Origin of the sequence: Nocardioides sp. CCNWLW239 (assembly GCF_037137035.1) — a bacterium.
GTDB lineage: Bacteria > Actinomycetota > Actinomycetes > Propionibacteriales > Nocardioidaceae > Nocardioides.
The window spans coordinates 1,018,675-1,031,113 of record NZ_JBBBNW010000001.1; the positions used below are offsets into that span (position 1 = coordinate 1,018,675).

General features: G+C 70.5%; 11 protein-coding genes. 5 read left to right on the forward strand and 6 right to left on the reverse strand.

Annotation, left to right across the window (positions count from 1 at the left end; genetic code table 11):
- Positions 1-18: 18 nt before the first annotated feature.
- On the reverse strand, positions 19-2,331 hold the full coding sequence (locus tag WBG06_RS04915) for a hypothetical protein (protein ID WP_336735402.1): 2,313 nt from the start codon (positions 2,329-2,331) through the stop codon (positions 19-21).
- Positions 2,332-2,404: 73 nt separating this feature from the next.
- Here WBG06_RS04915 and WBG06_RS04920 point away from each other — a divergent pair, with 73 nt between their 5' ends.
- From WBG06_RS04920 to WBG06_RS04940, 5 genes are read left to right on the forward strand one after another with little or no spacing between them, the layout of a single operon-like run.
- Positions 2,405-3,403, forward strand: coding sequence for a glycosyltransferase (locus WBG06_RS04920; RefSeq protein WP_336735403.1), 999 nt, complete (start codon positions 2,405-2,407; stop codon positions 3,401-3,403).
- Positions 3,400-4,419: an NAD-dependent epimerase/dehydratase family protein gene (locus tag WBG06_RS04925; protein WP_336735405.1), complete on the forward strand. Its 1,020-nt coding sequence runs from the start codon at positions 3,400-3,402 to the stop codon at positions 4,417-4,419. The genes WBG06_RS04920 and WBG06_RS04925 overlap by 4 nt, the downstream gene beginning before the upstream one ends.
- On the forward strand, positions 4,416-5,177 hold the full coding sequence (locus WBG06_RS04930) for a class I SAM-dependent methyltransferase (protein ID WP_336735406.1): 762 nt from the start codon (positions 4,416-4,418) through the stop codon (positions 5,175-5,177). Before WBG06_RS04925 ends, WBG06_RS04930 begins: the two co-directional genes overlap by 4 nt.
- Positions 5,178-5,214: 37 nt before the next feature.
- Positions 5,215-6,054: a hypothetical protein gene (locus tag WBG06_RS04935; protein WP_336735407.1), complete on the forward strand. Its 840-nt coding sequence runs from the start codon at positions 5,215-5,217 to the stop codon at positions 6,052-6,054.
- Complete coding sequence (locus WBG06_RS04940; RefSeq protein WP_336735408.1) at positions 6,051-7,709, forward strand: hypothetical protein; 1,659 nt, start codon at positions 6,051-6,053, stop codon at positions 7,707-7,709. The genes WBG06_RS04935 and WBG06_RS04940 overlap by 4 nt, the downstream gene beginning before the upstream one ends.
- 19 nt (positions 7,710-7,728) lie before the next feature.
- Here the strand turns inward: WBG06_RS04940 and WBG06_RS04945 are convergent, their stop codons facing one another.
- The 5 genes from WBG06_RS04945 to WBG06_RS04965 all read right to left on the reverse strand — a co-directional run bounded on the left by WBG06_RS04945 (position 7,729) and on the right by WBG06_RS04965 (position 12,375).
- Positions 7,729-10,035, reverse strand: a complete 2,307-nt coding sequence (locus WBG06_RS04945) for a glycosyltransferase family 2 protein (RefSeq protein WP_336735409.1) — start codon at positions 10,033-10,035, stop codon at positions 7,729-7,731.
- Entirely contained in the window at positions 10,028-10,402 is a 375-nt protein-coding gene (locus WBG06_RS04950) for a hypothetical protein (RefSeq protein WP_336735410.1), read from the reverse strand. The genes WBG06_RS04945 and WBG06_RS04950 overlap by 8 nt, the downstream gene beginning before the upstream one ends.
- On the reverse strand, positions 10,393-11,073 hold the full coding sequence (locus WBG06_RS04955) for a hypothetical protein (protein ID WP_336735411.1): 681 nt from the start codon (positions 11,071-11,073) through the stop codon (positions 10,393-10,395). The genes WBG06_RS04950 and WBG06_RS04955 overlap by 10 nt, the downstream gene beginning before the upstream one ends.
- Positions 11,074-11,328: 255 nt before the next feature.
- Complete coding sequence (locus WBG06_RS04960) at positions 11,329-11,922, reverse strand: hypothetical protein (protein ID WP_336735412.1); 594 nt, start codon at positions 11,920-11,922, stop codon at positions 11,329-11,331.
- A 15-nt stretch (positions 11,923-11,937) separates the two neighbouring features.
- Positions 11,938-12,375 carry a DUF3180 domain-containing protein gene (locus tag WBG06_RS04965; protein WP_336735413.1) on the reverse strand — a complete coding sequence of 146 codons (438 nt, stop codon included), beginning with the start codon at positions 12,373-12,375 and terminating at the stop codon, positions 11,938-11,940.
- Positions 12,376-12,439 lie beyond the last annotated feature (64 nt).

A 12,439-nucleotide genomic window follows, 5' to 3' on the forward strand; every position in this document is an offset into this window, starting at 1 on the left:
CGGGCGGCCCCGCAGGCGCTACCGCAGGTCGAACACGGAGTACAGCCCGTCCTTGAACCGCGGCTGGCCGAGCTCACGTCGGATGCCAGGGAGGTCGGCCCGGTAGCGCCGGTCGACGACGAGCCAGTCGACGCCGTACTCGTCGCGCAGCGTCGCGATCGTCGCGGGTGACGGGTGCGTGATGGCGGCGTCGTTGGCCTCGAGCAGCTCAGGTTCCCAGAAGGGCAGGTACGCCGAGTTGTTGAGATCGGTGGACGGCTGCCCGACCACGAGCGGGTCGATGTAGGCCCAGCCCTCCACGAGCACCCGGCGTTCGGCGTACGCCGCGATCCAGAAGTTCCGCCGGTCGCAGTCGGGGACGGGCAACCCGATGCAGTGGGCGTTGGTCGCGATCAGCTCGTCCGGCTGCGAGTGCTCGCGGACGAACCGGGCGGCGGCGATCCCACCGGGACCGATGATGTCCGTGTCGGGAGCCCGGGAGAGCGAGGGGCCAGCCACGGCGAGCGCGACGGTCTGCGGTGCGCCGGCGAGCACGACTCCCAGCATCAGCGCCACGACAGCCGGGATCGCCGCGATCGTGGTGCGCTTGGCGTACACCAGCACGAGAACGACCGCGACGGCCAGCGCCACCAGCCCGATGGCGAGCTGTGTCAGCAGCGTCGGCGTGAAGACCGAGCCGCTGGCCGGCATCTCGCCGCCCACGATCAGCCGAACGGCCACGATCGTGAGCCAGCCGAGAACGGCGCAGCCGACGATCCGCGCCCCGTCACGCCGAGACAGGTCGACAGGGAGGAGGTCCGAGAGCGCGACGGCGGTGGCCACGGCGAAGAACCCGGCGGCACCCAGGAGGAAGTAGGCCTGGCTCAGCGCCGGGTGGCTCAGGACCATCAACGCACCGGCACCAGCGGCGAACGGCCCGGCCAGGAAAACGAAGTCCGGCCGCCGCCAGCCGCCACGCACCAGGCCCACAAGGACCGGCACGGCGACGAGGACGAATCCGACGGTGAAGCTGATCCAGATCGACACCGGCGCGGACCCGGGCAGCGTCTCCCCCTCCGGCAGCATCAAGATGCCCAGCCGTTGGACGGTGCTTCCGTTCAGATCGATCGACGTCGCCCGCGTCCCGCCACCGTAGAACAGCTGCTGCGCGACCAGGAAGACGGCCACGGCCGACCCGAACAGGGCGGCGAGGGTGCGGACCGTCTGCCCACGGCGCAGCATGGCAGCGACGACCAGCGCGAGCAGCAGGGCGGCGATCACCGTCGGCAGGGCCGAGGACTTCGCGCCGGCCACGGCGACCATCACGGCCACCGTCAGCAACCACGTCTCCCACCGCCACCGCGAGCTTCGGATCATCTCGACCACCAGCACCATCAGGACCATCTGGAGCGGCATCACGAACGCGTGCGTCGGGCTGTAGAACGCCCGGGTGACGGAGTCGAAGGCCAGCTGCGCGGGAGCGACCAGGCTCGTCCAGCCGAAGAAGTCCGGAGTGGCACCCGTGGCGAGGACGAGGGCAGCGACAAACCCGGTCCATGGCCGCCCGGTGAGGCGGGTGGCTGCTGCGTACGCTCCTGCGACGGTGAGCAGCACCAGCAGCGCGATCGACAGGCTGCGCATGAGCACGATGAGCTCGATGTGGGTGACTGTCGCCGCCGACGCCAGGTGGACGTAGACCAGCCAGTGGTAGAAGAGCGGAGTGCCCTCGACCCACGGCATCTGGGCGGGAAAGTGGTGCAGCAGGTCGCCGGCGATGGCGAGGTGGAAGGGCTCGTCGACGTACGGCGCCCGCAACGCGTCGAGAGGCCGGTAGGTCCACATCTGCTTCGTGACCAGCAGCAGCTGTACGCCCGCCACCGCCGCACCGGCCCACGACCACAGGCTCGCGCGCCCGATCACGACCGGACCGACCTGCCCACGTCGACGCACCACGACCAGCACGGCGACCAGCACCGCGACCGGGTAGCCGTAGATCAGCGGAGTGAGGTCGAGCAGCCGCAGCAGGATGTAGAGGGGGACCTCGAGGACCAGCCCGAGGATGGTGCCGAGCACCAGGTCGTTGCCGAGACTCGGTCCCGGCTTCGCGACCGCCCGCCACACCACGGTGCCGGGGAAGGTGAGGAACGCCAGGACGTACCCGGTGAAGAGCAAAGCGTCGCCGACAGCGACACCGGCGACGACCATCGCGAGGACGAGCATCGCGCCCACGACCAGCGCGCCCGGAAGCAGTCCGGACCAGGACCCTCCCGGGAAGACGCGGCCCGAGAGCGTGCGATCCGAGGAAGGCGTCGCGTCGGGCGCGACGCCCCTGGTTGCCGGGTCTGCAGTCACGCGGGCGATCATGCCAACAAAACGCCTACACCGAGTACACCGAACCCCCTCCGGATGCGCTATTTTCCTTGCGATGTCCCTCACCCACACCATCTCCGTCGTCATCCCGGTCTACCGCGGTGCCGAGACGCTTCCCGGGGTGGTGAGCGAGGTCGTCGATCTCGCCGAGTCGTTCGTCACCGTGAGCGGGCACCAGGGACGTGTCACCGAGATCCTGCTGGTCCATGACCACGGCCCGGACAGCTCCGACGTCGCCATCCGGCAGCTCGCCGAGAAGTACGACATCGTTCGCCCGATCTGGCTGAGCCGCAACTTCGGCCAGCACGCCGCCACTCTCGCCGGTCTGGCCTCGTCCGGCGCGGACTGGATCGTGACGATGGACGAGGACGGGCAGCACGACCCGGCGTACATCGCTCCGATGCTCGACACCGCTCTCGGCGAGCGGGCTGCGCTTGTCTACGCCCAGCCGACCAACCCGGCGCCCCACGGTCCGGTGCGCAACCTCGCCTCGCGCGGGTCGAAGATCCTCATCGACCGCGTCATGCCCGGCGGGCGTGCCCGGCAGTTCAACAGCTTCCGCCTGATCCTGGGTGAGTACGGCCGCAGCGTGTCCGCCTACGCGGCCAACGGGGTCTACCTGGACGTCGCGCTGAGCTGGGTGATCTCGGACGTGGCGACGTGCCCGGTGGAGCTGCGCGACGAGGGTGAGCGGCCCTCCGGCTACAGCTATCGGTCCCTGCTGTCCCACTTCTGGCGGATGGTGCTGACCGGCGGCACCCGGCTGCTGCGTACGGTCAGCGTCTGCGGTGCCCTGCTCGCCACCTCCGGCATCGTGCTCGCGGTCGCTCTGGTCGTCGCCCGGCTCGCCGGCGGCGTCGAGGTCCAGGGCTGGACCTCGCTGATGGCAGCCATCCTGGTCTGCTCGGGCGCGATCATGCTCACCCTCGGAGTGATCGCCGAATACCTCGGCATGGCCGTCAACATGGCCATGGGCAAGCCGCTCTACGTCGTCGTCAGCGACCCGGCGTACGGCCCGCTCCGGGACGCACCCGGGCCTGGTCGCCCCGAGTGACCAGCGTCCTCCCCGCCGCCAAGCCTCCGACGCTCGTCGTCGGTGGTGGTGGTCTGCTGGGTCGCCACGTCCACAGCGCGCTCGAGCGCTCCGGAGCCCCCGTACACAGCGTGAACGTGCCCTGGCACGACCCGGTCGCCTCCCGCGACGTACTGAGGTCCGAGCTCACCACCCTGGTCGCCTCGGCGCCGGACGGCCGCGTCAACGTCGCCTGGTGCGCGGGCGCCGGGATCGTGGCCACCCCGGCCGCCGAGCTCGAGACCGAGGTGGCGCTCTTCCGTGAGGTGCTCACCGACCTGCGAGCGGCGCTGCGGCCCGACACCCGGGTCGCGTTCTTCTTCGCCTCTTCCGCCGGCGGGGTCTACGCCGGCTCGGCCGATCCGCCGTTCACCGAGCTCTCCGAGCCACGCCCGCTGGTGGCGTACGGCAAGGCGAAGCTGGAGATGGAGGAGGCTCTGACCGCGTTCTGCGCCGAGACCGGATCGGTGGCACTCCTCGGCCGGATCACCAACCTCTACGGCCCCGGCCAGAGGCTCTCCAAGCCCCAGGGCCTGGTCTCGCAGCTGTGTCTGGCCCAGCTGCGCGGCACGCCACTGCCGGTCTGGGTCTCCTTCGACACGATCCGGGACTATCTCTACGTCGGCGACTGCGCCGAGATGATCGTCGACGCCCTCGACGGGCTCCCCGAGCATGCCCGCCGCACCGGATCGAACGTCGTCGTCAAGATCTTGGCCGCCGGCACCGGCGTGACCCTCTCGGCCGTCATCGGGGAGACCAACCGGATCTTCAGGCGACGGGCGAGGCTGCGGATCCCGGGCGCTGGCGCCCCCGGCCAGGTGCGTGACCTCCGCGTCCGCAGCGTCGTATGGCCCGAGCTCGGGCACCGGCCACAGACGCCGTTCTCCGTCGGCGTACGTCGGACCGCCGACGACATCGCACGAACCTACGCTGCCGGCACGTCCGCCCCCAGCCACCAGCATCAGCCGACCCAGGTGAGCGAGATCTCCATCCGATGACCGACACGACCGTGATGCCTGGCACCCAGGCCGGGGGATCTCCCTCGATCGCCCAGAGCGACTACTGGTGGTACCGGGCGCGCACCCGCATCCTCGAGACCGTCATGAAGCCGTACGTCGGCACCCCACATCGCCTCCTCGACGTCGGCAGCGCCGACGGGCCGAGCGTGACCTGGCTCCGGGGCACCGCCGACCACCACGTCTCGCTGGACGTCGACCCGCGCGGCCTTCCCGACGGCGGCGTATGCGGCTCCGCGACCGGGCTGCCCTTCGCCGACGGCTCCTTCGACGTGGTCGCCGCCTTCGACGTCATCGAGCACTGCGAGCCCGAGGCCACCGCGCTGGCCGAGATCGAGCGCGTCCTCGCCCCCGGCGGTCGCTTCCTGATGTCCGTGCCGGCGTACGACTGGGCCTGGACCAGCCACGACGACCACAACCACCACCACCGGCGCTACACCCGGCGGCGGGCGGTCGAAGCGGTCCAGGGCGCGGGACTCGTGCCACTGCGTGCGACGTACGGCTTCACCGGCACGTTCCCGATGTTCGCCGCTCAGCGCCTGGTCACGCGGTTCAAGGAGCGCGACGCAGGCGCTGTCCAGCAGCTTCCCGACGGCGCTGTCGCCCCGCTCCCCGAGGTCTCCCCCGCGATCGAACGGCTCCTGCTGGGTGCCACCCGCATCGACGAGCGGCTCCTGCCCGCGCTCGATCTTCCGTTCGGTTCCTCGGTGCTGGTAACGGCACTCAAACCTCATCGTTGAACCTGCACGACGTTCGCTAGCTCTCGGAGACTGACACTTGGACACGAGCAATCACTGGTACGGACACGCCCACATCCTGTCGGAGTACTGCGGCCTCTCCTTCGAGGAGCCGCGCCCGATCTGGGGCGTGCTGCAGCACGGCTGGAACCTGCTCCACGGCTTCGGTCCGGGCCACGCGCCGCCCTACGGCTTCCCCAAGTTCGTCTGGTCCCACGCGAACCTGCGACGCGGTCAGGCGATCGGGTGGCGTGACTACGCAGTGATCGGGGCGCCGTGGAACTACCTGCTCGAGCTCAAGAAGGACGTCGAGCCGGTTCCGCCGGCGGCCGAGCGCGAGGGGACGATCTTCTACCCGTTCCACACCTGGGACCACGGTGAGATCAACGGCGACCACGACCGGCTCATCGCGCAGATCCGCGACACCGAGGACGGCCCGGTGACCGTCTGCCTCTACTGGATCGAGTACGACATGCCCGAGATCCGTGGCCGCTACGAGGACGCCGGGTTCCGGGTCATCTGCCACGGCAAGCGTGGCACGCTCCGTCAGGGCACGGACATCCGCTTCCTCCACAAGCAGTACGCCGAGCAGATCCGCCACCGCCGGGTCGCATCGAACCGGCTGACCACGGCGATCTTCTACGGGGCGTCGGTCGGCTCCGAGGTGGCGGTCTACGGCGACCCGATGACCTTCGCCGACGTCCGGGACGCCAGCGTCAGGGACGGGAACGACCAGGCCAGGCGCCTGTTCCCCGAGTTCCACGGGGTCGAGACCGACGCAGAGGAAGTACGCGCCACGACCGTGCGTGAGCTCGGGCTCGATGCCATCGCGTCGCCCGCTGAGCTGCGCGCGCTCTTCGGATGGGATATCGCAGCATGAACAGCACCGACACCTCCGTGATGAGCGCTGCCTACAGCATCGTCTCGGGAGACATGTACGACTGGTCCGACATGAGTGGCACCGTCGCACCCCCGCGCGGGCCGGTTCTGACCCGGTTCGCGGTCGCCACGGCGAGCGGCGCCTCCCACCTGCTCGTCGTCGGCCCGCACGACCTCGACCTGCTCGATGCGGTCGTCGGCCGAGCCGCGACGACGACCGTCGTCCTCCGCGCCCATGCCGATGCCGAGCTCGTCGCCCAGCGCTACGCCACCCGGCCGGTCGACGTCGTCTGCGGAGACCTGCGGTCGTGGTCCCCCGATCGGCCGGTCGACGCCGTGCTCGCGCTGGACGGGTTCGGCCGGGTCACGACGATCGACGCGTCCGCCACCGACTGGCACCAGATCGCCGAGCACGTCGCGGCGCTCGCGGCCCCTGATGCTCGCCTGGCGCTGGTCGTCCCCAACCCCGGTTCTCCGGTCGAGCAGCTCCGGTCCGTCCCTCCGGAGGCCTCCGACGAGGACGCCGACTGGTCCTTCCCGGTCCACGATCGTGCTCACCCGCGGAGCCTCGCGGACGCGAGCACGCGGTTCGGCGGTCGCGGCTACACGCTGTGGCCCGGGATCGGTGCGCCTACCCTGGCCGCGGTCCCGGAAGCCTGCTCGGCAGCGCTCGCGGTCGCTCACGGCCGCCCCGCCGACGTCCCCACGTTGCGCGAGGTCCAGCCCGTCCTTGGCCAGACGCTGGACACGCTGGGAGCCCCCGCGGCCGCCGGCGGTTGGCTGGTCGTGCGGGGCCTCGCTCCGAGCGAGGGCGTCACCGCGGACCCGGTCCCGCCGATCGTCGGAATCGATCGGACCGGCGTCGAGGCTTCCTGGATCGCTGCCCACCGGTCCTGGCTGGTCGAGGCGATGCGCGACTCGGCTCGGCGCGACGCTGCTGGTCTTCGCCGCCACGTACGCCAGCTGCGGGACGCGGTCGAGGGCGCGCCCGAGCACTGGTGCGGCGTCCAGGTCGACGAGATCGGCCTGGACGGTGGCCGCATCGTCCCTGTCCACGAGTCGACGGTGAAGCTCGGCGAGACCGCCGATGACATCCTGCTGGGGCTGCTGGACGAGCTTTCTGCCTACCTCTGCGCGACCGGGTGGCGGCACCCCTGGCCCGCCGGCCGCGGTCGGGACGAGCTCAGCGTCCTGCTCGCCGCGACCGTCGACATGACGGCGACCCCGTCCGAGGTGCGCCAGGTGCGGCGCCAGCGAGAGGCCGCACTCACCTCCGCCGGCATGTCCCCCGTCGTGCCCCCTCGGCCGGAGACCCCCGACGCCGACCCGAGCGAGCGAGCGAAGCTGCGGGACGAGAACGAGGCGCTGCGCGGGCAGGTCGCCTGGTTCAAGCAGCAGATGCGTCAGCGTCAGACGATGACCCACGAGGTCCGCACCGCCGCCCGCCGCGACGTCGCAGCGCTGAACAGCCGCATCAAGGAGCTCGAGGACCAGCTGAAAGCTCGGCAGGCCCCGCCCGTCAGCCGGGTCGCCCAGCGCGCCTCGACCGTGCGCTCGCGGGCCCGCGCGCGCATCGGACGCATCCCCGGCACGCGGCGAGCGGCCCGTCTGCTGCGACGGGCTCTCCGAGCCGTCCGCCGCGTGGTGAAGCGCTAGGGCATGTCTGGCCCGCCGGTCACGCCCCGACGGGCGTGGCCGGCGCGAGCCGCAGGTGGATCTCGTCCGACCAGCCGAACTCGAGCTTCGCCGCCTCGGTCGCGGCTGGCTGAGGCACCCGTTCGCAGAGCTCACGGGCCACCACGACCGGCTTGTGGTCGCGACCGTCCAGCAACGACCATCGCGTCGTCTCGCAGGCACCGTGCTCGGTCGCGGTGCTTCGGAGCGTACGCACGGGGACGGTGACCTCGAAGACACCGTCCCGGTCGGCCACGTCGAGGGCGACGTCGAGAGGTTTCTCCGGGGTCGGCCAGGTCCGGAGCACCGCTCCGGTGGAAGCCAGCCGAGGGCCGTCGGGACCACGCAGGACCAGGTCGCCGGACCGCCACCAGGCGTCGTGGACGACCGGTCGATCGGGCGTCGCGGTGATGACGAAGCAACCGTTCGGGTCGCGGGTGGCGTTCACCGCGCGCCCCTTCATCAGCGACCGAGAACCGAGGAAGTCCGGATGCACAGGGAGCGGAGAGGTGCGTCCGTTCCGGACCAGCTTCACTCGGGTCGGCACGATCTCCTCCATGGGCACGTCCAACCCGGACTTCTCGAGAACGGCGTCGACGGGCACCGTCACCCGCCAGGGCGTGACACCCCGGTCGCCCCGTTCGCCGATCGTCAGCGGATGGGTCACCACCGAGCCACCGCGATCGGTGAGCGTCAGCTCCGCCTCCTCGGGCGGACTGCCTCGGAACGCGCCCCGGATCTCGAACTCGTCGCCGAGGTCCGTGGTGTGGTCCACCCAGGCGTCCGGAAGGTCGCGGACGGTGACCCCGAAGCCTCCGGGAAGACGTCCTGGGCGGCACCAGCGGTTGCCGATGCGCCGCCAGCCCTGCCAGCGCTCCCGGCCGTCTCCCGACGTCGTCACCTGGATCACGTCGCGTACGTCGCGGTTGCGGAGGCCGATCATGATGCGCCATTGACGGTCGCCTGCCAGCCGCGCAGGATCGATGCTCAGCTCGAGCGTGGACCGGTCCACCTGACCGAACGCGATCGCCCGCGGGCGGGTGACGTGCTCCACCGGGACCTTGCCGCCGGTGGGACTCTCCAGCCACACCTTGAAGCGGGTGCGTGGCCTCAGCGGGAGCGTGTTGATGCCGATGTTCACGCGGACCGCGATCTGGGAGCCGCTCCACCAGGCCTCGGTCGCGACCGCCTTGGCCTTCATGTAGGCCGGGGACAGGCGGAACACCGAGTCGGGCACGCCGACCGCGCGGTCCTCGAACGACGGCAGCTTCGCGTACCAGCCGTCCCGACGGCGGGCCAGCGGCGCCTGGGTCCCGTGCTCGGCGCGATAACGGGTCAACGCGGTCAGCGCGTCACGTCGCCGACGCCTCAAGAGGTCGAACACCAGCCGCTCGAACGGACCCTGCCGGTCGAGGATCGCGTCGTCGACACGCGCCAGGTAGCGCGCCGCGAGGTCGAAGATGCGTCCGGCCTCCTCGGCCGGGTGGTCCTCGATCGACCGGGCAAGCACCTGGACGTCCGTCGCGGTGAGATGCGACTTCACCAGGTCGGACAGATAAGGAGCGTGCTCGTCGACCATGTCGAAGAGCATCTCGGCCGAACGTACGCGGTCACTGAGGTTGTCGAGGTTCCAGTGGCTCTGCGTGATCGACGCCTCGCCACCGTCGCGGTGTCGCCAGTAGTAGATCGGGTCTGCCAGGACGTCGACCTGGCGGGCGCGGATGTGCGCGGCCAGGGCGACCGGGTAGTCCTCGTAGAGCATGTCCGGGAAGGTGAGGCCGGCGGAGTCCCAGAAGTCGCGCCGGTAGACCTTGTTCCAGATGTAGCGGTCGATCCCCAGGATGTGGGTCCGGCGGCAGTGCGTGGACATGCGGGTGGTGACGAACGGGCGACGGTGGGACCACGACTGCCAGACCGATACCGAGTCGAACCGGCGCGCGTTCCCGGCCACGAAGTCCGAACCCGTCCGGGCCAGCGTGTCCGTCATCAGCTCGTAGGCGTACTCCGGCACGTAGTCGTCGGCGTCGACGAAGGCGAGCAGGTCTCCCCTGCTGTTCTCGATGCCGATGTTGCGCGCGACACCGACACCGACCTTCGCCGAGCGGACCACCCGGAACCGCGGGTCGGTCGACGCGAACCGGTCCGCGATCTCGGCGGACCCGTCGCTGGACGCGTCGTCGACCATGACGACCTCGAAGTCGGCGAAGGTCTGGGTCCGCAGCGACTCCAAGCAGGTCTGGAAGTAGGGCTCGACGTTGTGGAACGGGATGACGATGCTCAGCGCAGCCCGTGTCCCGCTCTCACCCAACGCGGTTGCCGTCCTCGAGCCGTCGCAACCGCTCCTCGAAGCGCGTGGCCGCGGTGATCCGGGCACGTACCTGCTCCTGCTGGCGCTGGATCTCGGCCCAGATCGCGGCGGTGTCGACGCTGCCGGCCGCGGGCGGGCTCGTCGCGGTGGCGCCCCGTTCGACGGCGTCGCGCAAGGTCTCCAGACGCGCCTCGAGAGCAGCGACCTGCGGACTGACCCGGGCGAGCTCGCGCTCGAGATCACCGATGCGTACGCGCTGCCGGTCGGTGATCGCCCGCAGCTCCTCGATGGTGGCCCGGGCCTCCTCCGCGTCGGCGGCGGACCTGACCTTCTTGATGACCTCGCCGCGCAGTCGGTTCAACGCCATAGAGACACCCGTTCCTCCTTGAGCCAGTCGTTCATCACACGCGCTTCCGCCTCGATCCGATGCTCCGGGGCGACCGGCGACGTGCCCCCTCCCTGGTAGGTCCACTCGGTCTGCCCGGGGTTGTCGATGAACGAGAACCCCGCCAGCCGGATGTCGGCCCCCGGGAACAGGTTGACCGCCAGCCACGCAGCGGTGAAGCCCGTGGTCGGCGCGAGCTTCTCGGCACGCCACGGGATGTCGAGCTCGTCGCCGATACGAGGGAGCACCTCCGCGTTCGGGAGCGGCACGAAACCCAGGTCGGGCGGCCAGGACATCGGCCACGCCTCGGGACGGCCATGGAAGCGCATCGGCTCGGCGAGCAGGTAGAGGCGCTCCCGGTAGCGGTCGAAGGTGAAGCGGGTCGGGCGGGTGATCCGGTTCCAGATCACGACGTCCGCCCGCGACCCCTGGACGCGCGGTTCACCCGGCTCGTCCAGCACGAAGCTGTTGACCCGGATGACCAGATCGGCGTCGTCGATCGCCTGGGCCCGGTCGTCGCTGGGTGCCAACGGAGCGTTGCCGAGCACAGCGACCGAGGCCACCGGGGTCCTCCTGGCGTACGTCGTCATCAGGTCGCGCAGGTAGTCGAGGCCATCAGTGATCGTGACTGCCCTTTCGGCGATCAACGTCACCGGCATCTCCTCCCCTTCAACGACCTAGCCAACGACCTAGCCAACGACCTAGCCGCAGCGTCCCCACAGACCGCGGGTAACGCGACAGAGAGACGCGTTACCCGTTCCAGGAAATCATAACGAGGCAGCCCGCCGACAGTTACCCACCCGAGTGTCTGATTGGGCGCACGGGCACTTTTCAGGCGTACCTTCGCGAGTTACCTCAAGGCTGTTGGATTCTCGTCACCATTCGTACATCTGTGGGTCGGTCGCCGGTCAGGCGGACTGGGCCCCGGTCCAGCTGCTGCGCTCGGCCTCCAGCTCCGCGCGCACGGCGTCCAGCTCGGACTCCAGCTCGGCGACCCGGATCGCCGCCTCCGCGGCATCCGCCTCGACGGCCTGGAGGCGCTCCTCGAGCTGCTCTCCTCGCAGCTCGGCCTGGGCTGCCCGGCGAGCTTCCTCGCCACGGCGACGGACCGCCTCGGCGGCACGCTGATGAGCAGCGGCCAGGGCGGCCTCGAGCTCCTCGACGGCCTGGGCGCGGTCGGCGAGCTTGGCATCCATGTGCTCGCGGAACTCGGCGTTCTCCTCGGCCCGCTTCTCGGACTCGACACGGAAGGCCTGGGCCTGCTCGGCGCGGTCACGCGCCCAGTCGCGGCGGGTCTGGAGAAGCTCGGAGTGGGTGATCTTGGTTGCGGCAGCGCCACAGGCGAGCCCGAGAACGGCAGCGAGCACGACCACCAGCCAGGACCCGGAGGCCACCGCCGCGGCGATCGTGATGGCGGCCAGCGCCAGCAGGGCTACAGCAACCGTCAGGCGTGTGCTGCGCTGACGCCTGCGTGTGACTGAAGTTGCGGATGGGGAAGGCATGCCTTCACGGTACGGCTAGTTTTCATCCTGTTTGCGGACCCGGCACGCGTGTTCGAGGAGTCGCGAGGCGATCACGATCGCCAGCCCGGCCACCGCCGCGAGCGTCGAGCGCACCAGTCGCTCGCCTGCGGCGGTGTTGGCGTCGTAGCCCAGCCAGCTCACTGCGTAGCCCAGATAACCGCCGGCCAAGAGCGCACCGACCAAGGTGCAGGCACGGGCCAGCACCAAGCGATTGACCGCCTGATGGGCCTCGATCCGCTCGCGGCGTACCTGCAGCTGGCGGTGGGTGATCCACGCGGTCACCCCCAGCACGGCCGCGATCAGCAGCAGCACCGTCGGCTGTGCCCAGGTGACGACCGGAGCGACCCCGCGCCAGGACTCCAGCACAGGGTGGGCCAGCCAGCCGCCGACGATGCCGATCACGGCCCACGCCGTGATCGCTCCGCCCGACATCGGGCGGAGCCGGCGCTCGTCGTCGGCGGGGTCCTTCTCCGGACCCTGCTCGGGATCCTCGGGT

Excerpts from the sequence above, each read along its gene's own strand:
- WBG06_RS04920 (WP_336735403.1), top strand. The coding sequence starts at position 2,405 with ATGTCCCTCACCCACACCATCTCCGTCGTCATCCCGGTCTACCGCGGT.
- WBG06_RS04930 (WP_336735406.1), top strand. The coding sequence starts at position 4,416 with ATGACCGACACGACCGTGATGCCTGGCACCCAGGCCGGGGGATCTCCC.
- WBG06_RS04940 (WP_336735408.1), top strand. The coding sequence starts at position 6,051 with ATGAACAGCACCGACACCTCCGTGATGAGCGCTGCCTACAGCATCGTC.
- WBG06_RS04950 (WP_336735410.1), bottom strand. The coding sequence starts at position 10,402 with ATGGCGTTGAACCGACTGCGCGGCGAGGTCATCAAGAAGGTCAGGTCC.
- WBG06_RS04960 (WP_336735412.1), bottom strand. The coding sequence starts at position 11,922 with ATGCCTTCCCCATCCGCAACTTCAGTCACACGCAGGCGTCAGCGCAGC.
- WBG06_RS04965 (WP_336735413.1), bottom strand. The coding sequence starts at position 12,375 with ATGTCGGGCGGAGCGATCACGGCGTGGGCCGTGATCGGCATCGTCGGC.